The organism is Roseibium algae, assembly GCF_037783265.1.
GTDB classification, from domain to species: Bacteria; Pseudomonadota; Alphaproteobacteria; order Rhizobiales; family Stappiaceae; genus Roseibium; species Roseibium algae.
Genome location: NZ_JBAKIA010000001.1, coordinates 383630 through 409169, shown reverse-complemented (window position 1 = coordinate 409169; position 25540 = coordinate 383630). Strand labels below are relative to the sequence as shown.

The window sequence follows — 25540 nt, the reverse complement described above, 5'->3', positions numbered from 1 at the left end:
AAGGACGCAGCATAATTTTTTTATCAAATGGTCAAAAATAGTTGACGGCGAGGCCACTTCGCAGGAGATTTCTAACATGACAACCGAGCTGTAGGTAGCGGTGCCTGCAGTGAAACCAAGGGGAATACCGCAATGGAATTCGGAATTTGCTTCAAGGGCTTTGTTGAGCCCGACCGTGCGAAAGCACTTGTTCGTCAGGCGGAAAACGCCGGATTTACCTATTGTTGGTTCTACGATAGTCATATTTTGTGGCGCGATAGCTATGTGGCGATGGCCATGTGTATGGAACATACGGAGCACATGCGGTTCGGCCCATGCGTCACCAATCCGAACAGCCGTGACTGGTCTGTCGCGGCCAGTCTGTTCGGTTCTCTTGCCAAACAGTCTGGTGACCGGTTCGACATCGGCATTGGACGCGGCGACAGCGCTGTGCGCGTCATGGGCAAAAAGCCGGCGACCTTGAAGCGTCTGGAAGAGTTCACCGATGCCATGCGCAAGTTGATCCGGGGCGATGAAGTTCAGTATGGCGATTGCCCTGAGCCGGTTCAGTTTCCGTGGGCTGTTGGTCATGAGCCGCCAATGTGGATTGCTGCTTACGGCCCAAAGGCACTGGCAACCGCCGGTCGTGTGGGCGATGGCCTTATTCTTCAGATCGCGGATCCGGGGATCTGCAAGTGGCTTGGCGATACAGCGCGTAAGGCTGGCGAAGAAGCGGGCAGGGATATGTCAAATTTCCGCGTTATGGCGGCCGCTCCAGCCTACACAGGCGATATCGAACATGCCCGTGAGAAGGTGAAGTGGTTCCCGGCGATGGTTGGCAATCATGTTGCTGATATCGTGGAAAAGTACGGATCCGATACGGATCTCGTACCTGCTAGCCTGACCTCCTACATCGAAAAGCGCCGAGGCTACGACTATTCCAAGCATGGTCAGAGCGACAATCCGTATCTCGATTTCATCACGGACGATATCGTTGATTCTTTCGCCGTTCTTGGAACGTCCGATCAGCATATTGCAAAGCTGAAAGAGCTGGAAACGGCGGGTGTTACCCAGTTCAATATTTATCTCGACAGCGGTGACGAAGAGAAGATTATCGCCGACTATGGCGAGACAATTATTCCGGGTTTCCGCAAAGCTTCCTAACAGGCTCTGTAGAGGTCGTCGGCCACGAGTTGAGTGTGGTTGAGGTTGCCTGAAAGCCGCTGCTGAGTGCGAAAGCGCTTTGCAGCGGCTTTTTTATTTCCTGATAATTGTTTGTTTTTGCAGGGTTTTGATTGTTGTTTCAGGCTGGCATGTCGTGTGAGTTGCTCGTTTGTGAGCCTGTCGCTTTACAAAAGTAATAAAGTAATACTTAATGGATATGTGAGGTGAATTTCTCTTGGGAGGAGATAAATATGAAACTCAAGGCAATGCTCATTGCGAGCGTAATGTCGCTGCTGCCCTTGTCCGGGTATGCGGCTGATTTGACAATCGGTTTTTCGCAAATCGGATCTGAATCCGGATGGCGTGCTGCCGAAACCACCGTGACCAAACAGGAAGCTGAAAAGCGCGGCATCAATCTGAAATTTGCCGATGCGCAGCAGAAGCAAGAGAACCAGATCAAGGCGATCCGTTCTTTCGTGGCGCAGGGCGTTGATGCGATCCTGCTGGCACCTGTCGTGGCAACCGGCTGGGATGAAGTTCTGGAAGAAGCCAGAGAATCTGAGATTCCAGTGCTTTTGTTGGACAGAACGGTTGATGCCCCTGAAGATCTTTACATGACAGCGGTCACATCCGATCTGGTGCATGAAGGCCGGGTTGCCGGCACATGGCTGGTTGATGAGATGGCAGGTGCCAAGTGCAACATAGTTGAACTTCAAGGCACAACCGGTTCTTCACCAGCGATTGACCGCAAAAAGGGCTTTGAAGAAGGTATTGCAGGCCACGATAACCTCAGCATCATCCGCAGCCAGACTGGCGACTTTACGCGGAGCCAGGGCAAGGTCGTGATGGAAAGCTTCCTGAAGGCTGAAGGCGGCGACAACATTTGTGCGCTCTATGCGCATAATGATGACATGGCTGTTGGAGCGATCCAGGCGATCAAGGAAGCCGGGCTGAAGCCTGGTCAGGATATTAAGATCGTCTCTATTGATTCCGTTCCGGATATTCATCTGGCGATGGCAGATGGAGAAGCCAATGCGACAATCGAGCTGACGCCCAATATGGCCGGCCCGGCATTGGATGCTCTGGAAGCCTATTTGGCAGACGGTACTGTTCCACCAAAGTGGATCCAGACAGAATCCAAGCTTTACACACTCAAGGATGACAACAAAGCCATCTATGAGATGAAGAAAGACCTGGGTTATTGATCTAAGCTCTAAACAAGATGCCAGGCGGCTTGTTCTGCCTGGTGTCATTGATGAGTAAGGGCTCCGGGAGAGAGCTCTTGGAGGATTAAGTGAATGTCTGACGATCGTCAGCCGGTGTTGAAATGCACTGGCATATCGAAATTTTTTCCAGGTGCAATCGCTCTTGATGCCGTCGATCTAAATCTGTTTCCAGGTGAAGTCCACGCGCTCCTTGGAGAAAATGGAGCCGGAAAATCAACGCTTATCAAATGTCTTACAGGGGCTTATCGGCGTGACGCAGGGCGCATTGTTTTGGACGGCGCGGAGATCAATCCGTCGAATACCCAGGAAAGTCAGAAGCTCGGAATTGGAACGGTCTATCAGGAAGTCAATCTCCTGCCGAATTTGACTGTTGCGGAGAACCTCTTTCTCGGTCGCCAGCCGATGCGTTTTGGTTTGATATCCAAACGGAAAATGCAGGAGCAGGCTTTTGAAATTCTGGAAGAGTTCGGCCTGTCGATCAATCCAGGTGAATTGCTCTCCGCTTATTCAGTTGCCGTCCAGCAAGTCGTTGCAATAGCCCGCGCCGTTGAGCTCTCGGGTAAGGTTCTCATTCTTGATGAGCCGACAGCCAGCCTTGATCGCGAGGAAGTCGAATTGCTGTTTTCGGTTGTGCGAAAACTGAGGGGTTGCGGCCTTTCTATTATGTTCATCACCCATTTTCTGGAACAGGTTTTTGACATTTGCGACCGGGCAACCGTGCTGCGCAATGGTCGTGTTGTCGGCACCAGGGACCTCACTGGTACGAGCCAGTCTGATATCGTTCATCTTATGCTCGGACGGCAGCTGGAAGACCGGGTTCATACCCGGGCTCAAGAGGCTTCGGGGGACAAGTTGCTTGAGCTGCGTTCCTATGGGCGTCGCGGCACAATCGAGCCTTTCGATCTGGATATTCGGCAGGGTGAGGTTGTTGGCCTTGCAGGCTTGCTCGGTTCCGGGCGCACCGAGACCGCCAATATGATCTTTGGCGCGGTTCCGGCAGACCAGGGCGAGGCACTGCTGCGGGGCAAGAAAATTGATCTCAAAAGCCCCTATGAAGCAATTTCTCATCGGTTTGGTCTTTGCCCGGAAGATCGTAAGACAGAGGGCATTGTCGGCGATCTGTCTGTACGGGAGAACATCATTCTTGCTCTTCAGGCGCGGCAGGGCTGGTTCCGCCCGCTGTCAAAGGCAAAGACGAATGAGATGGCTGAAGCCTATGTAAAGGCGCTCGATATCCGGCTTGCGAGCCTCGATATGCCAATCCGGCTTCTGTCCGGAGGCAATCAGCAGAAGGCTTTGCTTGCGCGCTGGTTGGCCACAAATCCGGACTTCCTCATTCTGGATGAGCCAACCCGTGGCATCGACGTGGGTGCTCACGCCGAAATTATCGCCTTGATTGAGAAACTGCGGGAGGATGGCATGTCCTTGATGGTCGCATCGTCTGAGCTGGAGGAACTTGTGGCCTATTCAACCCGGGTCATCGTGCTGAGAGATCGCAAGCAGGTTTGCGAATTGCGAGGCGATGACATCACAACATCTAACATCATTCAGGCCATTGCTGATGAACCTGTGCGGGGGACTGCTTGATGTCGCACATGCTGCAAGTCTCTTTCCGGCGGATCATGCCACAACTTGTCATCTTGGCAATCGTGCTGTTTCTCAACTTCCTGGTTTTTCCGGACTTCTTTAGGATCGAATTTCAAAATGGCCGTCTGTTCGGCAACCTTATTGATGTTCTGAATCGCGGCGCACCAACTGCTCTTCTGTGTATTGGCATGACTCTGGTCATTGCGACGAAAGGCATTGATCTTTCCGTAGGCGCGGTGATGGCGATTGCCGGGGCAACGGCTGCATCCATTGTGGTGGATGGTGGCAACTGGGTCACGGCACTCTTTGGCGCGCTGGCAGTTGGCATGTTGTGCGGTGCCTGGAATGGGGTTCTGGTTGCAATCTTGCGGATCCAGCCAATCGTCGCAACGCTTGTGCTGATGGTGGCCGGTCGAGGCATCGCCCAGTTGATCACAGAAGGCACCATCCTGACGTTTCTGGATCCGGGTCTTGTGCATCTGGGGGCGGGCACCGTTGGCGGCATCCCGACGCCGATCCTGATCTGGATCGGACTTGGCGCACTGGTGACGGTTGCGGTCAGGCGGACCGCGCTGGGTATGTTGATTGAAGCCATTGGAATCAACGAGAACTCCTCTCGATTAGCCGGCATCAACAGCCGGGTTCTGCTGATTTCCGTCTATCTGATTTCAGGGTTCTGCGCTGCACTGGCTGGCGTCATTGTAGCTGCAGACATCAAGGGAGCCGATGCCAACAATGCCGGGCTTTGGCTTGAACTTGATGCGATCCTGGCTGTCGTGATCGGTGGAAATTCGCTGCTTGGTGGGCGCTTTTCCATCGTTGCGTCGCTGCTGGGCGCGATGATCATACAGTCAGTAAATTCCATGATCCTGCTCTCAGGCATGCCGCCTGAATTCAATCTGGTGATCAAGGCTTTGATCATCATCGTGATCTTGTTCGTACAGTCTCCAACAGTGAAGCACGCGCTTTACATTCTGCGTGCATCCGCCCATCCAGATTTGCCAGACCCTGTGAGAACGCAGAAGGACAGTGCCCCATGATCCGTTCCACACACCTTCCGCTGGTGGTGACCATCATCACGTTCCTTGTTGCTTTCACCTTATGTGCCAGCCAGTACCCTTCGATGTTCTCGCTCCGTGTTGTCGCAAATCTGTTGACGGACAATGCCTTTCTTGGAATTGCAGCGGTTGGGATGACGTTTGTCATTTTGTCGGGCGGGATCGATCTGTCCGTCGGATCCGTCATTGCCTTCACCGGCGTGTTTCTCGCAGTCATTCTGAGAGATACGTCGATCCACCCGCTTGGGGCTTTTGCATTGGTGTTGTCGATCACGATCCTGTTTGGCGCTGCCATGGGGGCGATCATCCATTATCTGGAGATGCCCGCCTTCATTGTGACGCTTGCGGGTATGTTTCTGGCGCGCGGGGCCGCATATGTGCTGTCGACGGACAGTGTTCCCATCACCCATGAGTTTTACGATTTTCTGCAGTCAATCTATTGGAAGGCGCCGGGAGGAGGACGATTTCGCCTCACCGGATTTGTGATGGTTCTGACTTTTGTTCTGGGAATGATTATGGCGCATCGCACGCGCTTTGGTCAGAACATTTATGCCCTTGGCGGCGGGGCACAGACGGCCCGGTTGATGGGAGTTCCTCTAGCGAGTACTACAATTGGTATTTATGCCATGTCCGGTGGGCTTGCCGGTCTGGCTGGTGTCGTTTTTTCCCTATACACATCTGCAGGATATTCCTTGGCAACGGTTGGCGTTGAGCTTGATGCGATCGCTGCTGTTGTCATTGGCGGAACGCTTTTGACCGGAGGAACAGGGTTTGTTGCCGGGACATTCTTTGGAATATTGATTATGGGGCTGATACAAACCTACATCGTCTTTGACGGGACACTGTCAAGTTGGTGGACCAAAATCGTTATTGGTGGTCTGCTCTTCGCATTCATTCTCCTGCAAAAGGGTCTCACTTGGGTAACGACAGCGCGCAAAAAACCACTGACCGACTTCGCCGCGCAATCATGACTTTTGTCGCCACGGGAGACTTGGGCAACCGTATCGGCAATCATACTTCCCAAGTGGTCGAGCAACTCGGCCGGGCCATTGTCGCGGGCGAGTATCCGGCGGAAACCATGATCCCTCTGGATCCGGATATTTCCGAGATGTTCAATGTGTCCAGGACCGTGGTGCGCGAGGCGAAGAAGACCTTGATCGCTAAAGGTCTGATCCAGTCAAAGGCCAAGGTAGGCACCCATGTGCGCCCTGCCGCGCAGTGGAACATGTTCGATCCGGATGTATTGCGCTGGCATACAGCGTTGAAGAATTCAGGTCCGTTTCTGGATGAGCTGTTCCAGATCCGCCTGATTTTTGAACCTGCTGCTGCAGGCCAGGCAGCGGGAGTTGCGACAGAAGATGATTGCGACGCTTTGGCCGTGCTGTGCGACAAGCTCGGGGTAGGAGATGACCGGGCTGCGGTGGCCGTTGCGGATCTGGAATTTCACAAGATGGTTTTGAAAATGTCCGGCAACCGCTTCCTGCAATCCCTTGGGGATCTAGTGCAGGCAGCTTTGTATTCGCTCTTTGTTGAGGAAGCTAACGAGCGGAGCGAAGCTGAGACGTCTGATTTTTTGGCACGTCACCGGGCCATCGTCCATGCGATTGCAGCCGGATCTGCAGACGAGGCTTCTGAAGCCATGCGCGCCGTTATTCTGGCAGGACGCCGAGGGTCTTCCTTGCAGGTGTGATGCGAGGATGATGCCATGCCTTTGATCAGCTCAATCGGTGGATGAGTTTGGGTGAGCAGATAAGTTCTTGTGGAGGTAAGTCTGGATCGTTGATGCGGTTTACCAGAAGCTGGATGGCCTTGGTTGCTAGGTCTTCACGGCTTTGGCGGATGGTGGTGAGTTGGTAAGCTTTCCAGGCTGCCTGAGGGATGTCGTCAAAGCCGATGACCCGCATGGCTCCGGGTATGTCCAGCTTTTGATCATGGCGCAAACCGTCCAGCAGACCGAGTGCCATGTAATCTGCAACACAGAAAACGCCGTCGATTCGATCTCTCATGGCTAACTGCTCTGCGGCTTCCAGGCCAGAATTGTAGTCCTGTGCGCCGCTGGCTATCTTCAAAAGTGGGATGGATGCATTTTCGCATTCTCTTTCGAACGCGGCTGCACGGCCTGCAATGGTGTAGGAAGGCTTTTCCGGAAGAACCAACGCAAATCGTTGGCAGCCGATGCCGCGCAGATGATCGAAGGCCATCCGGCCGCCGCTTTCAAAGTCGCATTGGACACGGTCAACAGGCGTGCCAAGGTCTTGCTTGTTGATGGTGACAAGCGGCACGCCATGGAGTTGGCATTCGGCGCAGATCTGTTCTGGGGGCGTGTCGGATGTCACTATGACGCCTGCGACGCTGTATTGAAGCAGGGCACCAATCATGTCGGCGACATTTGCCGTTGGTTCGCCGCGCAGGAGAATGGGCTTGAACCCAGCCGCTCTGAGGAATTTTGACAAGCAGTCAATTTGTTCGGCGCGGAACGGATTGTCCATGTCTGCGGCGACCAGGCCGACCAGATCAGATCTTTGATTGTGCAGTGAACGTGCGAGAGCGTTGACGCGGTAGCCCAATTCGAATGCTGCCTTGGTGACTTTGTCTCGGGTCTCTTCTGAAACGCTTGCGCCATCTGTGAAGGTTCTTGAAACGGCAGAACGAGAAACACCTGCACGTTCCGCTACGTCGTGCGAATTGACTTTCTTTCGAAGAGGAAATGTATCTACCATTGCGCTTATCAGTGTTGGGTCAAGTGTTTGAAATGATCTTTCTCCAGCCAAGTGTATCATTGATGTTGACGATGTCTGGTTGGAGACTGTGCACCTTTCCAAGCGTTTTTTGGTCGTCTCCCATGAAGGCAATCATCACTTTCGCATGTGTTGCGCGGACCGCTGCAAACTCTGCTTCCGACACATTGGTCATGTTGAATTCCACGATGCCTGGGTCAAGGTGCTGAAGACATGCTTCAAGCGAGGAATAGTCCTCGCGTCGTGCCATCAGGTTTGCATCTGGATTGATTTTTCGAATTGTTCTCAGATGTTCGGGATCAAACGACCAGAAGAAGCAGTGGCGAAGAAACCCATGATACATCACCTCAGCCAAGACGGCAGCTGAGTCTGCATCCTTGATTTCGATATAGAGCTGTCCCGACCAGCACTTTGCGCAAGCGATCATCTCTGCAAGCACTGGAATTTGTTCGCCTGAATAGTGAGGCGAAAACCAGCGACCTGCGTCTAACTGGCTCAATTGTTTAAGGGTTAGTCGGGAGACTTCACCCGACGCATCAGTCGTTCGATCCAGCGTGTTGTCGTGGATAACTGCCAGCGTGCCATCTGCGGTTTTCCGTACATCCAGCTCAACGAAATCAAAACCAGCTGCGAAAGCGGCATTGGCTGCGGCCAGTGTGTTTTCCGGTGCAATGGTTGAGGCTCCGCGATGACAGACGACAAGAGGCGCGTTTGGATAGCAGTCGCGATAGGGCTTCAGTAGTTCTGGGGTATCGGAGCAAATTCCGAGAACCGGCATTTGGCAGAGCGTACGCGCGACGGTCTGCCGCTCCTCGTGCCAGGTGACAACAGGCATGCCCCGCCTCGCTGCTTCTGTGAAGAAACTGTCGGTCAAAAGCAGGTCAGGTCGTTCGCCAGCCCGTTCCCAGCAGGGATGGATAATATCCGCTCCTGAATGGTCTGCCAGTTCGAATGGGTTCTTTCCGAGGCCAACCAAAAAAGACACCGGATAGGGGCAACCGCTTGCCTTTAACTTGCGACAAAACTCTGGATCGGTTGTGCCGAAGATTGCGCGCTCGAACGCCTTGTCCCGCAGGCATTCTAGCGTTGCTGTTGTGGCCTCAATGTTCTTCACATCCAGATAGAGTGCGGTTTTCCTCGCGATTGCAAGGTCCACGACGTTTGCGAACAGGGCAATTGGCTGTCCTGAGAACGTTATCAGGGCAGTCAGGTCTTCAGCATCCAGTTCGTTGATCCTTTCTGGTTGCCCTGCTACTTTCACAAGGTCGGAATCATGGCAAGCTATAGGCACGCCGTCCCGGCTTAGCCAGATATCGACCTCCCACATATCTGCCCCGAGATCAGCAGCCAGCGAAAATGCCTCAAGGGTGTTGTCCGGTGCATAGGCACTGGCACCGCGATGGGCGATGGCCAGTGGTCGCTGTCGTGGCTGATTGATCCAATCCGGCAGCTTGGGTTTTTGAGCCGTGTTTGTCTTGATCACAGACGTTCGCCTTCAGGGCCAAAGGCAAGGATCTTGTCCTGTATTAGTCCCCAGCTGACCTCTGATCCAATTTCGAGAATGTCACTGGTGGCCTGAATGGAACGCAGAACCGCACCGTTTTCCAACGTCACGTCATACAAAACCTCTCGGCCTTGTGTTTCGATAAATGAGACCTTGCCCGGGAGTGATGCGCTTTGGCCAGGCTGGAAATGTTCGGGTCGAATACCAAGCTTGATCGGTGCGCCTTGGTTTGGAATCTGAATGCTTGCCGGAAGAGGCAGGGTGATCGACGAATTGGCAAGGCGTACCAGGCTGTCCTCAACCACCCCTTCGACGAAGCTGATTGGTGGATTGCCCATGAAACCTGCGACAAAGGCCGAGGCAGGATTGTCATACATATAGCGAGGCTCGGAGAGCTGGACGATGCTGCCCTTGTTCATGATGGCAATCCGGTCGCACATTGACATGGCTTCGACCTGATCGTGTGTCACGAGGATGGCCGTGATGCCGGTCTGTTGTTGAATTCGGCGGATTTCGGACCGCATTTCAAGGCGCAGTTTAGCGTCCAGATTGGCGAGGGGTTCATCAAGCAGAAGCACATCCGGTTCGCGAACCAGCGCCCGGGCAAGGGCAACACGTTGTTGCTGGCCACCTGAAAGTTGGGCGGGCTTGCGATCCAGAAGCTCGGTGATATGAACCAGATCAGCAATCGCGCTGACTTTCCGGTCAATGTCGTGCTTGTTTTGCTTTCTGATCTTGAGCGGAAACGCGATGTTTTCATATATGCTCATATGCGGATAGAGCGCATAATTTTGGAACACCACGCCGACGTTTCTGCCTTGCGAGGGAACTGTTGTGACATCGCGTTCACCAAACAGCAGGCGACCACCATCCATTTTATGAATGCCGCAAATCGCAAACAGGGTTGTTGACTTGCCGCAGCCTGAAGGCCCCAGTAGGGCCAGCATTTCACCGCTGGCGATGTCGAGAGACATGTCCTCGATGACATTGGTGGTGCCGAAGGTCTTTGTGAAATTTTCGAGTTGGATACGCATTATCCCTTCGAGCCTCCGCCATAGATATTCATGAGTTTCTGATTGAAAATGAGATAGATGATCAGCACGGGCAGGGCGTAGAAAAGCCCTACGGACTTGAACATGTTGAAGTCGGGTTGGACATCATCCTTGATCAGGTTCTGCATGTATGTCGCTAGCACTTGGGATGCACCGTCAGGTGCTAGAACCTGAGGCAAAATGAATTCGCTCCATGCCGCCAGGAATGAGAACAAGCCAAGGGCGGCCATGCCAGGGTGGACCTGTGGCAGAACCAGCTTGCGCCAGACCGTAAAGCGGCTCGCTCCATCTGCCAGACCTGCCATTTCGATTTCCCAAGGAACGGTGTCGTAGAAGCCTTTCATGATCCAGATGCCGAGCGGCAGCTCCAGAGCTGTCTTGACCAGAATGACCCCGGCGAGCGTGTTGTAGAGGCCTGTCATTTGCAGCATCAGGAAGATGGCAATGATCAGCGTGATTGTTGGGAACGCATGGAGTGTCAGCACACCGCCCAGAAAGAACCGGCGAAACGGCATATTCAGCCTTGAGAGGGCGTAGCCCGCCGTCAACGAAGTGGCAACGACGGTAGCGCTTGTGGTGCAGGCAAAGATAAAGGTGTTTGCTGTGACCTTCCAGATGCTGGCTCGGCCTGTTGCTGGCGTTTCAAACAGAAACCGCCAATGTTCCAGCGTAAGCCTGTCCGGGATCAATGAGCCGCCAGTCGTATCTGTCACGGTGTCGAGGATCAGGTAAAAAAACATCACCACGATTGGCAGAGACAAGATCGACAGGAAAATCGTGATTGGCCAGCTTTTGAAATTTGACGTCATCACATGCTTCCTATTGCTCGATACGCGGCTTGGCCACGAGTTCATTGAAGTTGAAGATGCGGAGATAAAACAGGGATGCCCCGATGCCGATAATGACCAGCATGAGCGCGAGAGCAGCTCCGAGACCGTATTGAAGCGCCCCGCCGTAGTTGTTCAGAGCTGTGTGGAAAGCATAGAGCGCCCAGACCTCGGTCGAACGTCCGGGGCCGCCGTCGGTTGAGAGATAGATGTAGTCGAAGGAGGCAATCAGCGAGAGCGTGCTGTAAGCGGTGGTGAACAGGATCGGCCATCTGAGTTGAGGCAGGATAATGTGCCAGATCTGCTGCCTGCGGTTTGCGCCATCGACTTCGCTGGCATGGAGCATCGACGCCGGGATGGCGCGCATCGCGCTGGAAAACAGGATCATACCAAGGGACGCACCGACAAAGCCATTTATCAGGACAATGCAGACCCAGGCGTTGATGTCTGAATGCAGCATCCAGTTGCGCGGAGTGATGCCAAAATTGAGCAGGAAATTGGACAGGAAACCTGTGTCCCAGGTCAACCACTTCCACATCATGACGTAAATCACCGGTGGCAAAATGCGAGGTAGTATCCAGATGGCGCGAAACGCAGCAGCCTGGCCCTTTGGCAGATAGAAGGTCGCTAGTGCGAGCAGCAGGCCCAAGCCGATACTGACCGATAGTGTTAGCGTTACATAAATGAAGGTGTTGCCTGCTGCCCGGAAAGCTGACGGCATTGAGGAAATCAGCTTGTAGTTATCGGTTGTCCAACTCCAGCCGGTGTAGGAGGTCTCCGCCAATATGGTCTGTTGGGACGCATCCAGCGATATGCCGATGTCACTTACGCTGGCGAGCAGGGCGGCTTTGCTGTCAAAGCGGATGTTCAAAATGGACCGCTTGAAGAGATCCGCAGAAATCTTGAGCTGGCGGACGGAACGAGGGCGTTCCCTCAGTTTCTTCATTTCGGTCACAAGAGCCTTGCGACCATCGAACACCTTTCCAGATAGGGCCTTCCGGACTTGCTTGGAGAAGGGCTCTCCAAAGTTAGCGGAAAGATCGCTCAGACCAGCCTCGTCGATCCGGTAAACATCCTTTGCGAGCAAGTCCGCAGTTTCTTGAGGAAACCCGCGTTCCGGAAGTTCTCGGATTGTTTGCTCAGAGACCGAATAGGCACCTCCGGAAATTCCGGTTCCCGAGCTCATGCTGGTGAAGGAAAAAACGGCTGTCAGAATGACAGGTGCCAAAAAGAACAGGCCGGTAATCAGAAGTGCGGGCGCCATGAAGCCGAGCCCGAGTAAATGCGCACGTCGCATCGGATCCTCGCATGTAAATGAGAGCCCGGGCAGCAATTGCTGCCCGGGAAGGGGCGGGCTTAGCGAACGATGAGATCGTTGCCGAGCAATGCCTTCATTTCCACTTCAACTTCAGCAACAGCGTCAGCCGGGGACTTGGTTCCTGTCCAGGCTGTTTCCAGGCCCTTGAACATGATCTCGGAGAATCTGCCGTAGTTCAGGTTGTTTGGCTGGGAGCTGGCAAATGGCAGCAGGCGTGCCGTTGCTTCCGAAGCCCAGCGGTCATTCGCATAGAGTTCGATGTTGGACTGCTCGCGGGTGATGCCTAGGTGAGAAGACTTGATCGCATGCAGTGTGTTGATGCGTGGTTCAGAAGCGATCTTGATCAGCTGCGCTGCGATCTCGACAGCTTCTTCGTCTTTCTGGGCTGTCAGAAGATAGGCGAGTGGATGCGTGATCGTGTTCGGGTGACCTTCTTCATTGCCTGCAGGGATCAACGAGAACTGGATGTTGCCGAAGAAGTCATCCAGGCCTTCCTTGCCGGTGTAACGGGCATAATGCCACGTGCCGCCGTGCCAGATCGCAGCCTTGCCAGAGGCGACTTCTGCGTACCACTGGTCCCATTCGGTGCCAATGTGGTTCTTGCGGGTCACGCCAGCTTCCACAGCATCGACAAAGAACTGGTAGAACTCGGTCATGGCTTTCTTGTCGAGGACAAGCTTGCCCGTTTCCTTGTCCATCAGTTCACCGCCGAAGGATTGGTAGAACTGAGCATAATCTGGGCCGTTGGAAACGCGTGGATAGAAGCCGTAGCCCTTTTCCACGATCTCCATGTCGACGGCTTTCTTGGCGTCCTCCAGAACGTTCTGGAGCGTATATTCGCCCAGTTCGACCTTGGTCGGCAGGGCTTCGATTTCTTCGTCCGTGTAGCCAATCTTCTTCATGGTGTCTTTCCAGAAGAAGAACGGGCGTGCTTCGGCATCCTGTGGCAGGCCATAGACAACGCCATTGTAGGATGTCATTTCCAGCAGGTTGTCGTAGATGTTGTTCAGCGGCCAGGCGTCGAGATCGACATAATCTTCAACTGGAACAATCAGGCCAGCCTGGCTCCAGGGCGCAATGTCTGTGTGGCTGGTAACGACGATGTTTGGCGCGGAGCCGGACTCTGCTGCGAGTGTCACGGCCTGTTTGAATTCAGGCCAACCTGCGAAATCACGTTTTTTCTGAACGGTGATGTTCAGTTCGTCGCCACGAACGGCCCATTCACGGGATAGAATGTCTGCTGCCATTTCAATGGCATCCAAACGATAAACATCGTTATCGCCAGAGCCGCCGGCCCACACGGTTATGGTCAGGTCCTTTGCCAGCGCGTCGCCGGCAAATGCGATTGCAGTAAGAGCCAGGACGGCGGCTGCCGTAGACTGACGAAGCTTTGAAGACAGAATGGTCATCAGAGTATCCGCTTGCTGATTTGAGGTGCTGCCGACGTGTCGGCGGGCAAGAAAATTGATGTTGCACACGTGTGCAAGCCATCAAGTACAGCAGCTTCACAACGACGATGTGACACTCAAAAAAGTCTGATCGCATGGGAGGGAGGAGGAGATCGAAATATTTGATGAAATAGAACCGTCATTGATGGCGGTTGTGAAATTACTTTTGTTTTCAACGTTGTTTTTAGGAACTGGATCGCTCTCCTGTTTCATAAGCCTGCGTTTAATAGGCTGTATATGTATCTCTTTCGATAGTCGATGATGGGTAGGGGAAACGCGATTTTCATCAGAGATCCAATCCATTAGGCCGCAGGATTAAGATGTTCTCAGGGCTGATTTCCATGCAGAACTTCATTTCTGAAGAGCATGCGAATTCCCAAGCTTACAAGGAACGGTCAGCCTCATTTTCCACAGAGTAGCCAGCAATTTAGCGTAGATAACCGAACTTCTTGTCTGATCGCAGAAGTCCACTTGACAGGCCTGCCTCAGCCTCACTATAAGCACTCCACATTCGCAATTCGCGGTGTGTGTGGCGGGGTAGCTCAGCTGGTTAGAGCAGCGGAATCATAATCCGCGTGTCGGGGGTTCAAGTCCCTCTCCCGCTACCAGTTTTTCCTTCATAAAATTAGATATTCATGAAATGTTGGCTGGGCAAATCTTAGCTAGCAATATCTATTTCGGGAATGCGATGAGTTTTCCTGATCAAATGGGAACCTGAAGTATAGGTAAATGCTTCGGTAACTTTTAAATTTTGTTGGCTTGTTTCTTGGAAATGATATTTAGCAAATTACTAATGATAAGCTGATTTTGGACCAAATCCCGCTTTCAGTCCAAAACGCAGCTTTCCAATATTCGTGCTTCAAAGACGTCGACCAAGCCGACATCACTAAGGCGTGGGCCCGCGTTACACACCAGTGAAGCGCCGAAGAGAGCCTTGAACACCAAAAATGGGGGTTTCCAGCCGACGAGATCGTCCATTGCGGTCCGTATTGCAGCTAATTCTGTTGCAACGACCTCGAGGGGTTTGTCGCTGATGAGGCCGGCGATGGGAAGTGGGAGCATCGCGATGAGCTTTCCGTCACTGGCAACAGCAATACCGCCTTGGGCGTCGCGTACGGCATTCGCGGCAAGCGCCATATCGTCGGGTTCGCGGCCAAAAACAGTGAGATTGTGACTGTCATGCGAAACCGTGGTTGCAAAGGCCCCGTGCCAAGTGCCCCAATTTTCCAGAAAGGCCACTCGCGTTGGTGTGTTGCGACCATAGCGATTTGTCACCGCCATGCGGATCATATCCTCGGGCAGGTTGAGCTTTTCGTTCGAGATGGTGACTTCACGTTCGCCCCACTCTGGAAAGCGAGGCTTGGAGAGTGTTGCGATGCTGGCTGTGCTTCCCTTGGCCTTAATCTCGAAATTTTCTGCCGTAAATCGCTTGGTCTTTACCGTTTGCATCAAGGACGCAGAGCAAGCGGTCGTTTGAGCGGCACAGTCTAACATGCCTGTGTTCGCGACGGTGTAACCGTCGATGATCACAGTCTCGGCTCGAACCTGGTCTAGGTCCGACATAAGTACGATATCCGCTCGCCTCCCGGGGGCGATGAGCCCTAGATCGGGTCGGCCAATTCGGGACGCCGCGTTTAAAGTTGCTGCACGATAGACCCAGGCAGATGGCATACCGTGGGAAATCAGCATGCGCATGATGCGGTCAAGACCGCCCTTGGTCAGCAAATCGTCTGGGAAAACATCATCGGTGCAAAGGGTCACCGTTTGAGGCAAGTGGCCAAGGGAGATCAGCGCTTCGGCAAATTCGGGTAAGAGGTGTTCGTGCGAGCCACGTAATTCGATTGTGAACCCCGCCTCAAGCTTGGCCAAGAGATCTGCAGCGGACGTCAATTCATGATCTGTTTCGACACCGGCAGCGGCATAGGCCATCAGATCTCCTCCGCTCAGTCCGCGCCCGTGACCACAGACGCGCTTCCCACTTTCAAGGCCAGCCTGAACGATGCCTTTAACGCGTGAATTACCGTTAAGTAGCTGCTGCATTGTCATCAGTTCAGCAGCGCCGTGAAATTCATCACGAGCCAGAAGATCTGAGATGGTCTGCGGGCCGAAATCACCGCCGCTAAACTCAAAGTCGGGAGCAGACGGCACACAGGTCGGGGCAAGGGGCAGCAAACGCATAATGGCCGTGCGCGCAGCATCAGCAGCGAAATTGACGCCTTCCACACCCGAGACATTGGCAAGCTCATGCGGATCCCAGAGCGCAGTCGTTACACCTCGCGGAACCATTGCAGACGCATATTGCGCAGGCGTGATCATTGAGCTTTCAACATGCATATGCGTGTCAATAAACCCTGGCACTGCCCAGCGTCCTTCAGCGTTCAGACGCTGTTCTGCGTTGCAAGAAGGATCACTGCTGTGAAGGCTGGCGATTAAAGGGCCAACAATGCCGATATCAGCAAGGCGCTCACGTCCAGTGATCATGTCCAGGATTTGCGCGTTTTCGATCAGTACATCAAAAGGACGATCCCCGCGCGCGGCCTGGACTGCATTGGCGCGAAGTTCCTGATCATTCAGATTTGCGTCAACGCTCATTGGCAACCTCCTCTGCAAGTGCTGTGAGGCAAATATGGGCCATGTCTGGTGTGACATCGGTCGCAAGCCGGGTCTCGCCCTCTGACGCTGAATGAAATGCCGTGGCACCGTAGCTGTCATCTGGAGTGATCGAGACTTGCATGCGGCACTTCTCAAATTGAAATAGATCTGGTCGCATTGCAGCCAGAGCTGCGACCGGGTCGTAAATCGCCATGCCCGGACGGCCTCGACTGAGGCCGATATCCAGATAGCCACCAATCAAGTCTGCCATGAGTGGGGGCATCACAGGTACGTCGGATGGTCCGAAGGTAATTTTACGGCACAGCATGAGATCTACAACGTCTAATGGCAGTCTTGCTGCAGAAATGACGGCTGCTGCTTCCGGATCAGCCAGTGCATTGAACTCGGCCATGGCCGAGTGGTTCCCTGGACCCGCACTGCCGCCCATCCAGACCAAACGCGAGATTTTCGCAGCGCTTTGAGGTGCGCGGCGTGTCAGGTTTGCAATGTTGGTGAGAGGCCCCAAGGCAAGAACTTCACGTGGCTCGCCAGGCGCGCCGCTGTCCAGCCACTTTGCAAGCGCGGGCAGAGCATCCGGCAATGAATGAGGCTCCTTTGGCTCAGGCAGACGCCGACCTCGGCTCTGCATTCCAAATGGACCCAATATGCGTTCTGCTGTTTCCTGCATGCGGACCAAGGGGTGATCGGCTCCGCTATAGACAGGGGCGTCGATGCCATAAGCGCTTCTGGCGCCAAGCGCATTGGAGGTCACCTGAGGGAGCGGCGCATTGCCGGCGACAAGAGATATGCCAGCAACTTTGGCACCAAGCTGCCGCAACAGAAGAACCGCCCATAAATCGTCAAAGCCAAAGTCAGTATCGACCCAGAGTGCACTCATGCTGCCAATCGCCGTGCGGTTGCTTTGGGCAGGTCAAAAGGAACAGTTTCACCAATTTGAACTTCTGCTGTTTCAATGGGGGCATCGGCCTTGATCTGCCCAAGTGCACTATCGAGCACATATTCGCGATGCCCACCGGCAAAACTACTCGCCAGCACGCGGCCATTGTGAGGCCCGGAACCAACCGGGACGCCGCTTGGCCGCCAGCCGAGCATTGGTGCATCAGCTTCATAGGTCAGCTGCAAGCGCCCGCTCTTGGAGACAAGGCTGTCGCCTTCAACCCGAAATATATTCTCGAAGCCCATGAACTCAGCAGCAAATGCCGTAGCTGGCTCGGCATAGAGCTCGCTGGGTGTGCCCAGTTGCTCTATCTTGCCATCTTTCATTAAAACGATCCTGTCAGCGAGTGCCAAAGCCTCGGCCTGGTCATGTGTGACAAAGACCATCGTGACGCCGGTTTCCTTTTGGACCCTCTGCAATTCCGTACGCATCTCAAGGCGCAAACGCGCGTCGAGGTTTGATAGCGGTTCATCCAGTAGCAAGACTTTGGGCTCCATGACAAGCGAGCGTGCCAGTGCCAGCCGCTGCTGCTGCCCTCCGGACATTTCGGCTGGTTTGCGGGCTTCGAACCCCGATAACCCAACTGTGGCGATCCCGGCATCAGTACGGGATTTGATCTCTGCTTCAGGCATCCGTTTTAACCGCAGGCCAAAGGCGACATTTTCGAACGCGCTCAGATGCGGGAACAGCGCATATGACTGGAACACCAAGCCGATACCGCGCTTGTTTGCCGCTATTCGGGTCACATCGCGACCGTTGATTTCCACCGTCCCGGAGGTCGGCGTCAAAAGCCCTGCAATGGCGCGCATGGTTGTGGTCTTGCCACATCCTGATGGGCCTAAAAGAGCGATCAACTCGCCCTCCATGATATCAAGGTCAAGATCGGGCACGGCAATTGTTTTGCCGTAGGACAGGGTAAGTTTTGACAGGCGGACAATTGCATCAGACATAACGAGAAAACCCCAAGAGCCGTTCAGCGACAAAGACAATGGCGAGGGACATAAAGGCCAACAGGGCTGACAGGGCAGCAACCGATGGATCATACGTGATTTCCATATAGGCCAGCATATCGATGGGCAGGGTCTTCACACCTGGCCCGGACAGGAAAAGCGACACCGGCACCTGATTGAAACTGGTCACGAAGCCCAGAATAAAGGCAGCCAGAACTCCGCCCCGAATATTTGGCAAGACCACCTTGGTAAAGGCCTGCATCCGGGTACATCCCAACAACACGGCCGCTTCTTCCATATCTGCGCGCAGGTTGTTCATGCTCGATGAGACTACACGCACAGCGTAGGGCAAGACCAAAGCTGTATGAGCCAGAAACAACGCCATGGTGACCGTAAAATCGAGCGGCACAACGAGATAGCGCAGGAGAGCAAGGCCAACGATGATACCCGGTACGATGATTGGCGCTGCCACGATCGTTCGAATGGCCTCATCGCCAGGTAATTTGTAGCGGTTGAGTGCATAGGCTGCCGGGATCCCAAGCAGCAGTGCTGTCAAAGTTCCGAAGATGGCCAGGAACATCGACAACAGGAAACTTTCGCGGAAGCTCTCAATCGTGAAGACCTTCAGATACCATTTCAAAGACAGGCCATCCGGCGGGAACGCCAGCGCATCTCCAGCCGAAGCACCGGCGAAGATGATGATGATAAATGGCCCGATCATGAACGTCAGGGTCAAACCGAGGATGATCCATATGGGGAGGTTTCTCATCTGGCTATTTCCTCGCTGTCGCAATGCGCTTCAGCAGCAGGTTGGCTGAAAAAGACATGACAATCAGGATCATCGCAATGACGCTGGCCGAAACGAAATCATTTGCTACGTTTACCCGTTGATAAAGCAGGGTTTCCAGCATCAGGACTTTTGATCCGCCAAGGATGGCGGGCGTGATGTAGGCAGTCAGCGCGCCTGTGAAGACCAATGTTCCACCGACCACAAGCCCTTCCTTGGTGAGGGGCAGGATGACCTTGAAGAACACCTGTAGCCAGTTGGCACCCAAAACGCGGGCCGCAGGAATGACGTCACGAGGAATATTTTCCATTGCAGACACCAAGGAGATAATCATCAAGGGCAGGAAGAGTTGAAGCAGGCCTAAGAACACAGCAGTTTCGGTGAACAGAAGGCGTATGGGTGTGTCGGATAATCCCAAGCCGACGATCGCATCGTTCACAATGCCGGTGCGGCCAAGAATGACGATCCAGGCATAGGTTCGAGCAACCGGAGAGATCATCAGTGGCAACACCACCAGCCCAAAAACCCGTCCCCGATTGGCGGGGCTAAGATTGACGATGCAAAAGGCTGCCGCGTAGCCGATTACGGCTGCTGACCCGGCCACCAGGACACCCAATTTCAGAGTGCGGAAAAACACCTTTTGATTCAGTGGCTTGGAAAAGAATTCCGTATAGCCACTGAGTGACCAGCCGAGATCAGACCTGAAAGCTTCGGACAAGAGAATTCCGACCGGCACCAAAAAGAGCAGCATTGAAAAAATGGCCGCCGGCAATGCCAGGGCAAGCCCTTCTCTGGTATTCAAGAACATCTACGTTGTCCGATCCTGTCAGATGGAAAACAGGGGCAACGAGAACGCTGCCCCTGTCGGATTACTTGATGACTTCAGCGTTCCACTGTTCAACCCAGCCTTCGCGGCTGTCGAGAATGTCTGCCGGATCGATGATGTTCAGGGAGTTGATCAATTCCGCACCATAGGTAAGGTTATCGGCGACTTCATCACTCAGTTTGACGTCCATGTTGGCAGGACTATCGATCAACGCCTCGGCAATCCGCGTCTGAACCTCAGTCGAAAGCCAGTAGTCCATCAGCTGATAGGCCAGCTCTTCGTTGCCGTTGCCTTTCGTCATAACCATGACATTCATGCCACCAGCCTGACCTTCAGCAGGTTCTGCCCATGCAAATGGCAGTGGAGAGCTTTTGAAACGGCTCCATGCAAAGCGGCCAACGGGTGCGGCGATGACCTCTTCCTGGTTCATCAGCTGCGCGAGTTCCGACGAGCGTGAGAAGAAGGTTACGATGTCATCAGCGTGTTTGCCGATATCTGAAATAACCGGCGAATAATCGCCCGTCTCGTTACCGCTCGCCTTGGCCAACATCATCAGGGTGAGTGGTCCCTGAGTTGTGGTGATGTTTGGCAGAGCGACGTTTCCGGCAAGTTTTTCGCTCAACAGATCGGACCAGCTTTTAATATCAATGAGGTCTTTGCGATAAACAATTGAGCTGGCGTAGAAGGTGTAGCCAACCGCCATGTTGCCGCCAATCGGGTCCTGCGCTGCCGGGTAGAGCTTTGCGAAGTCCGATAGCTTTGATGTGTCGAGCTCAGAGACCAAGCCTTTGCGGGCCAGGCTGAGAGCATCCTGTGACGAGATGACAGCCATATCGATCACTGGATCTGCGGCATTGGCCTCAATCTTGGCCATACGCTCAACACTGTTTCCGGTTTCGATAACCAGATCGCAGCCGCAGATCTTTTCGAAGGGATCGTAAAGCGCTTTTTTATACGCGTCCTGGGCGAAGGAATAGACCGATATTGTTAAGGTCTTTTCGGCTGCCATCGCGGATCCGGCGATAGTGCAGGCGAGCGCCGCAATGGAAAGTGTCATTCTCATGGATTGGACTCCTGTCTTGGGTTTGGCTTGGACGTTGATTGGCGGATGACAAGACGCATGGGAACCATCTCTCCCTGAGAGGGGGCGGAATTCCCATTGATAAGCGAGGTGACGATTTCAAGCGCGCGCGTTGCTATTTGCGGAACGTCTTGAGCGATCGTGGTGAGTGCCGGATGCATTGCCCAGGCCAGCGGCAGATCGTCATACCCTGTGAGGCTAACATCTCTTGGAACGGAAAAACCGCTGCGGGTCAAATGAGATAGCACTCTGAGCGCCAGTAGGTCTGATGTTGTCATGACCGCTGTTGCACCATCCGAGACCGCTGTGATCAAATCGGACAACTCATCTTCGCCCCAAAGCACTCGTGTCTCCACGGAAGTGGCAAACTCCTGAACCATGCCTGCAATTCGGTCCTGTTGCACTTCAGAGACCCTATCGCCACCAAGGATCACAACCCGTTTATGCCCTAGCCCGGCAATGTGCCGCGCGATCAAACTTCCACCACCTGCGTGGTCGCCGGAAACGGAGTTTCGTGGATCTGAGGCTGTGTGGATGATCGCCGTTGGCACCGGCTGTGGTTCTGGAAAGGCGCCCATCTGCGGAACAACCAGCAGGCCATCTACACCACGGTCCACAAGTCGGTGAAGGGCCTGACTTTGTTCATCCGGGTTGCCTCTGGAGTCGCCTATCAGAATGCCCAGACCTTGAGCATCCGCCGCAATGGAAAGTTGCTGCGCAATGCGTGGGAAAAGCGGGTTGGTCAGATCGGGCATCACAAGCCCCAGAATACCGGTTTGTCCCCGTTGCAGCGCTCTACCCGCAAGACTGGGGCGATAACCCAGCTCTTTGGCAACGGCCTGGATCCGGTCAATCATCTGAGAGGACACACGCCCTTTGCCGGTCAATGCGTTTGACACGGTCGCTGGCGAGACGCCTACTTCTTTCGCGATTTCCTTGATGCTGACCATAAAACCTCTGATTTAACGTTTAATCAAACGGTTCTGTATGTCAATGATGAAATTAAACGTTTAATCAGATTTATGAAGGCGCATCTCACTCATGTGGCGCATCACTTATGCCCACAGGAGGTGAAAAGCGATCTCACCGCCTGACATGATGCGAGAGGCGCATTTCAGTTGTGATAACCAAACCAGATCGCTCATGCAGAAGTCAGTGGCTGATCATCCAGGGGCGCTTGGAGGGGAATACCTTGCTGCCATCTGCCATGTAAACGGCGCTTGAACGGATCGAAGACTTGTCTCCTGAGCAACAGGAGCAGTTCGATGGATGCCGTTTCTTGCGATTGTCTTCTACCTCGTCTGCACGGCTGTCCTTGGTTGAAAAATTCGGCGCATGCTGGGATTTTTCGTTGCGTTCAAAAGCTGAGCGCCGCTCTGCAGATAAACCCGACATGTTAGGTGGTTGCAAGAATGCTCGGGGTGCATCCTGTTTGCAGGCCGGGCAACAAATCGGCTCCGCGCTGGCCGACATGGGGCGAAGGGCTGTTATTGGGCCGCATTTGGCGCAAAGATAATCATAGACTGGCATGATGCCTCCTCGAAGGTCTTGCTATGGGGAGATGTGCTCCCGACAGGCAGGGATCGTTTTGCACTCTGCCTGCCGGGAGCTTGCCTGAAAGGCCCTGAGTCTTGAAGATCAGAAGCCTTTAAAGTTCAGGCCCTTAAAGATCAGGTGCCAGAGGCACATCGATGGAGCCGTCAAGGTATTTGGTTGGACCATCAGCGCCGGGCATCATGTCGAACTCGAAGACATCAGTCGGCAGCCACAAGGTTGCACAAGCATTGGGAACATCGACAACACCGGAAATATGGCCCTGGACTGGTGCCGTACCGAGAATGGCGTAGGCTTGGGCTCCGGTGTATCCGAACTTCTTCATGTACTCGATGGCGTTCAAACAGGCCTGACGATAGGCAATGTGAACGTCGAGATAATGCTGAGTCCCGGCTTCATCGACGGAGATGCCCTCAAAAATGAGGAAGTCGTCATATTTCGGAGCAATTGGGGATGGCCGGAAGATCGGGTTCTTGACGCCGTATTTCGTCATGCCACCCTTGATCAGAGTGACCTTGATGTGAAGCCAACCCGCCATTTCAATGGCTCCGCAGAAGGTGATTTCACCGTCGCCCTGGCTGAAATGCAGGTCGCCCATGGACAGGCCTGCACCATCTACATAGACAGGGAAATAGACCTTTGACCCGCGTGACAGATCCTTGATGTCACAGTTGCCGCCATGTTCACGCGGTGGAACCGTACGCGCCCCTTCGGCCGCAGCGGCATCGCGGGCCTCGCCCTTCATCTGACCCATATGGGCTGACTGGGTGTTCGGCAGACAAGCCAATGTTGGAACCCGCTCCGGGTCCGTGTCGAACAGGTTTTTTTCACGGGTGTTCCACATGTCCAGCATATCACGGCTTGGCAGGCAACCGATCAGGCCCGGATGGATGAGGCCGGCATAGCGAACCCCTGGAACATGGCGGGATTTGGTGAACATGCCTTCAAAGTCCCAGATCGATTTTTGAGCTTCCGGGAAATGTTCGGTCAGGAACCCGCCGCCGTTTTGCTTTGAAAAGAAACCGTTGAAGCCCCACTGCATTTCGTCTTTCGCGCCGATGTCCAGAATATCGACCACCAGAAGATCGCCAGGCTCTGCGCCTTTGACGCCGATCGGCCCGGAGAGATAGTGCACCTGTTCCAGTTCGACATCACGGACATCTGCTGCATCATCATTGTTTGCAATCTGACCGCCGGTCCAGTCGTAGGTCTCAACGCGGAAGTCGTCTCCAGGCTCGACCCAGCAGGCCATGGGGATGTCCGGATGCCAACGGTTGTGAACCTTTTCGTTTGTGTGCGGCGAAGCGCTGAGATCAACTGAGATCACTGTATCGGGCATGGTTGCCTCCTCTGGTTTTGCGCCCGTTGCGGCGCGGAAGTTGAACTGAAGCTGGCATGTCGATCAGACGTCAGGGGGCGGTTTCAGGCATCAGACCGACAGGAAGCTGGCGACCCTTGCCTCATTGACGCTGGCGCGCGGTTCGTCATGAACAAGTCGGCCGTTTTCCAGCACAAGAATTCTGTCTGCGACATCCAGGGCAAAAGACAGCACCTGTTCGGATACGATGATCGACAGGCCTCGCTCGTCCCTGATCCGCTTTAAGACCCGCGCCATTTCGCGAATGATTGACGGTTGAATACCTTCGGTTGGCTCGTCCAATAGAAGCACCTTTGGATTGGTGGCCAAGGCGCGGGCGATGGCCAGTTGTTGCTGCTGGCCGCCGGACAAGTTCCCGCCACGCCGATCCTTCATTTCAAGCAGCACCGGGAAAAGTTCGTAGATGCCCTCTGGAACGCTCTTGGCTCCCGTCAAGGTCAGACCTGTCTCGATGTTTTCCTGTACCGTCATAGTCGGAAATATCATGCGGCCCTGCGGTACGTAGGCGATGCCTTCGGCTACCCGATCGAAGCTTTTCAAGTCCGTGATGTTCGTGCCGTCGACCTGTGCGTCGCCTCTGCGAGTCGGGATGATGCCCATCAACGATTTCATAAGGGTCGTCTTGCCCATGCCATTGCGGCCCATGATGGTGACGATCTCGCCGGGCGCCACCGTGAAATCGAGACCGTGAAGCACTTCGCTCTGGCCATAGGCAACGTGATATTTATCAACTTGCAGCATGGGTGCCTCCTAATGTCCGAGATAGACGTCGATCACAGCGGGGTCGGCCTGAACTTTGGCCATGGAGCCCTCTGACAGGATCTTGCCCTGATGCAAAACCGTGACCCGGTGGGCGATGTCCTCGACGAATTTCATGTCGTGTTCGACCACCAGGACTGATCGACCCTTGGTGATTTCATTGAGGAGTTTGGCGGTTTGCTGGCGCTCGCTGACGCTCATGCCGGCCACTGGCTCGTCAAGCATCATCAGTTCGGGGTCCTGAATCAGTAACATGCCGATCTCAAGCCACTGCTTTTGACCATGACTCAAGAGGGCGGCTTGTTTGTCGAGCACGGTGTTCAGAAACACCATTTCGGCGATTTCCTGGATCCTGTCGATGACCTGGCCATCCCGCTTGAAGGTCAGCGCACCGAAGACATTGCGCCCCCGAGGAAACGAGATCTCCAAGTTTTCCAAAACGGTTAAATCCTCGTAGATCGACGGGTTCTGAAACTTTCGGCCGACCCCTTGGCGCACGATCTGGTGTTCCTTCATGGAGGTCAGTTCCTTGTTGTGAAACTTGATCGATCCATCCGTTGCTTTTGTCCGACCGCAAATCAGATCGAGCACGGTGGTCTTGCCAGCGCCATTGGGGCCGATGATGACGTGAATTTCGTTTTCATCGACATAGAGATTGAGGTCATTGACTGCCTTGAAGCCGTCGAATGAAACTGAGAGATTTTCAATTGAGAGAAGGAAGTCTGTATTGTTGCTCATGGTGTTCATGATCAGG

23 protein-coding genes, 1 tRNA gene and 1 pseudogene are annotated in these 25540 nt (G+C 54.0%); 7 read left to right on the top strand and 18 right to left on the bottom strand.

Going from position 1 to position 25540, the window contains the following annotated elements; translation table 11 throughout:
• Positions 1 to 132 precede the first annotated feature (132 nt).
• The 6 genes from V6575_RS01875 (at position 133) to V6575_RS01850 (ending at position 6704) form a co-directional block, all read left to right on the top strand.
• A complete protein-coding gene (locus tag V6575_RS01875) occupies positions 133 to 1143 on the top strand; it encodes a TIGR03842 family LLM class F420-dependent oxidoreductase (protein WP_340272299.1) in 1011 nt (336 codons plus the stop codon).
• A gap of 251 nt (positions 1144 to 1394) precedes the next feature.
• Positions 1395 to 2348 carry a galactofuranose ABC transporter, galactofuranose-binding protein YtfQ gene (gene ytfQ, locus V6575_RS01870; protein ID WP_340272298.1) on the top strand — a complete coding sequence of 318 codons (954 nt, stop codon included), beginning with the start codon at positions 1395 to 1397 and terminating at the stop codon, positions 2346 to 2348.
• 93 nt (positions 2349 to 2441) lie between these two features.
• A complete protein-coding gene (locus V6575_RS01865; RefSeq protein WP_340272297.1) occupies positions 2442 to 3956 on the top strand; it encodes a sugar ABC transporter ATP-binding protein in 1515 nt (504 codons plus the stop codon).
• Positions 3956 to 4996, top strand: a complete 1041-nt coding sequence (locus tag V6575_RS01860) for an ABC transporter permease (RefSeq protein ID WP_340272296.1) — start codon at positions 3956 to 3958, stop codon at positions 4994 to 4996. Before V6575_RS01865 ends, V6575_RS01860 begins: the two co-directional genes overlap by 1 nt.
• On the top strand, positions 4996 to 5985 hold the full coding sequence (gene yjfF, locus V6575_RS01855; protein WP_340272709.1) for a galactofuranose ABC transporter, permease protein YjfF: 990 nt from the start codon (positions 4996 to 4998) through the stop codon (positions 5983 to 5985). The genes V6575_RS01860 and yjfF overlap by 1 nt, the downstream gene beginning before the upstream one ends.
• Positions 5982 to 6704: a FadR/GntR family transcriptional regulator gene (locus V6575_RS01850; protein WP_340272295.1), complete on the top strand. Its 723-nt coding sequence runs from the start codon at positions 5982 to 5984 to the stop codon at positions 6702 to 6704. The genes yjfF and V6575_RS01850 overlap by 4 nt, the downstream gene beginning before the upstream one ends.
• Positions 6705 to 6729: 25 nt before the next feature.
• On the opposite strand, the gene V6575_RS01845 is transcribed toward V6575_RS01850, so the two are convergent.
• From V6575_RS01845 to V6575_RS01820, 6 genes are all read right to left on the bottom strand, one after another.
• A complete protein-coding gene (locus V6575_RS01845) occupies positions 6730 to 7734 on the bottom strand; it encodes a LacI family DNA-binding transcriptional regulator (protein ID WP_340272294.1) in 1005 nt (334 codons plus the stop codon).
• A gap of 19 nt (positions 7735 to 7753) precedes the next feature.
• Positions 7754 to 9235: a glycerophosphodiester phosphodiesterase gene (locus V6575_RS01840; RefSeq protein ID WP_340272293.1), complete on the bottom strand. Its 1482-nt coding sequence runs from the start codon at positions 9233 to 9235 to the stop codon at positions 7754 to 7756.
• Complete coding sequence (locus tag V6575_RS01835; RefSeq protein ID WP_340272292.1) at positions 9232 to 10290, bottom strand: ABC transporter ATP-binding protein; 1059 nt, start codon at positions 10288 to 10290, stop codon at positions 9232 to 9234. Before V6575_RS01835 ends, V6575_RS01840 begins: the two co-directional genes overlap by 4 nt.
• Positions 10290 to 11117, bottom strand: coding sequence for a carbohydrate ABC transporter permease (locus V6575_RS01830; protein WP_340272291.1), 828 nt, complete (start codon positions 11115 to 11117; stop codon positions 10290 to 10292). Before V6575_RS01830 ends, V6575_RS01835 begins: the two co-directional genes overlap by 1 nt.
• 10 nt (positions 11118 to 11127) lie before the next feature.
• Positions 11128 to 12399: a carbohydrate ABC transporter permease gene (locus V6575_RS01825; protein ID WP_340272290.1), complete on the bottom strand. Its 1272-nt coding sequence runs from the start codon at positions 12397 to 12399 to the stop codon at positions 11128 to 11130.
• 92 nt (positions 12400 to 12491) lie between these two features.
• Positions 12492 to 13862 (bottom strand): ABC transporter substrate-binding protein, encoded by a 1371-nt coding sequence (locus V6575_RS01820; RefSeq protein WP_340272289.1) that lies wholly within the window; start codon positions 13860 to 13862, stop codon positions 12492 to 12494.
• A 570-nt stretch (positions 13863 to 14432) separates the two neighbouring features.
• Between V6575_RS01820 and V6575_RS01815 the strand changes: the two genes are divergently transcribed.
• A tRNA-Met gene (locus V6575_RS01815) sits at positions 14433 to 14509 on the top strand.
• 217 nt (positions 14510 to 14726) lie between these two features.
• Here V6575_RS01815 and V6575_RS01810 read toward each other — a convergent pair.
• From V6575_RS01810 to urtD, 12 genes and pseudogenes are all read right to left on the bottom strand, one after another.
• Entirely contained in the window at positions 14727 to 16493 is a 1767-nt protein-coding gene (locus V6575_RS01810) for an adenine deaminase (RefSeq protein ID WP_340272288.1), read from the bottom strand.
• Complete coding sequence (locus V6575_RS01805; protein ID WP_340272287.1) at positions 16483 to 17391, bottom strand: nucleoside hydrolase; 909 nt, start codon at positions 17389 to 17391, stop codon at positions 16483 to 16485. Before V6575_RS01805 ends, V6575_RS01810 begins: the two co-directional genes overlap by 11 nt.
• The gene (locus V6575_RS01800) at positions 17388 to 18401 is read right to left on the bottom strand and encodes an ABC transporter ATP-binding protein (RefSeq protein ID WP_340272286.1); all 1014 of its coding nucleotides are present in this window, start codon (positions 18399 to 18401) and stop codon (positions 17388 to 17390) included. The genes V6575_RS01805 and V6575_RS01800 overlap by 4 nt, the downstream gene beginning before the upstream one ends.
• The gene (locus V6575_RS01795) at positions 18394 to 19170 is read right to left on the bottom strand and encodes an ABC transporter permease (RefSeq protein ID WP_340272285.1); all 777 of its coding nucleotides are present in this window, start codon (positions 19168 to 19170) and stop codon (positions 18394 to 18396) included. Before V6575_RS01795 ends, V6575_RS01800 begins: the two co-directional genes overlap by 8 nt.
• A gap of 4 nt (positions 19171 to 19174) precedes the next feature.
• Positions 19175 to 19996: an ABC transporter permease gene (locus tag V6575_RS01790; RefSeq protein WP_340272284.1), complete on the bottom strand. Its 822-nt coding sequence runs from the start codon at positions 19994 to 19996 to the stop codon at positions 19175 to 19177.
• Between the two features lie 61 nt (positions 19997 to 20057).
• Positions 20058 to 21077, bottom strand: coding sequence for an extracellular solute-binding protein (locus tag V6575_RS01785; RefSeq protein WP_422785500.1), 1020 nt, complete (start codon positions 21075 to 21077; stop codon positions 20058 to 20060).
• Positions 21074 to 22045, bottom strand: a complete 972-nt coding sequence (locus V6575_RS01780; RefSeq protein WP_340272283.1) for a LacI family DNA-binding transcriptional regulator — start codon at positions 22043 to 22045, stop codon at positions 21074 to 21076. Before V6575_RS01780 ends, V6575_RS01785 begins: the two co-directional genes overlap by 4 nt.
• Positions 22046 to 22247: 202 nt before the next feature.
• A complete protein-coding gene (locus V6575_RS01775; RefSeq protein ID WP_340272730.1) occupies positions 22248 to 22490 on the bottom strand; it encodes a hypothetical protein in 243 nt (80 codons plus the stop codon).
• A gap of 9 nt (positions 22491 to 22499) precedes the next feature.
• Positions 22500 to 22625: pseudogene (locus V6575_RS01770) on the bottom strand (zinc ribbon domain-containing protein); the annotation flags it as partial.
• A gap of 133 nt (positions 22626 to 22758) precedes the next feature.
• The gene (fmdA, locus tag V6575_RS01765) at positions 22759 to 23988 is read right to left on the bottom strand and encodes a formamidase (RefSeq protein WP_340272282.1); all 1230 of its coding nucleotides are present in this window, start codon (positions 23986 to 23988) and stop codon (positions 22759 to 22761) included.
• 90 nt (positions 23989 to 24078) lie between these two features.
• A complete protein-coding gene (urtE, locus tag V6575_RS01760; RefSeq protein ID WP_340272281.1) occupies positions 24079 to 24768 on the bottom strand; it encodes an urea ABC transporter ATP-binding subunit UrtE in 690 nt (229 codons plus the stop codon).
• A 9-nt stretch (positions 24769 to 24777) separates the two neighbouring features.
• Positions 24778 to 25533, bottom strand: a complete 756-nt coding sequence (gene urtD, locus V6575_RS01755) for an urea ABC transporter ATP-binding protein UrtD (protein WP_340272280.1) — start codon at positions 25531 to 25533, stop codon at positions 24778 to 24780.
• Between the last annotated feature and the right edge of the window lie 7 nt (positions 25534 to 25540).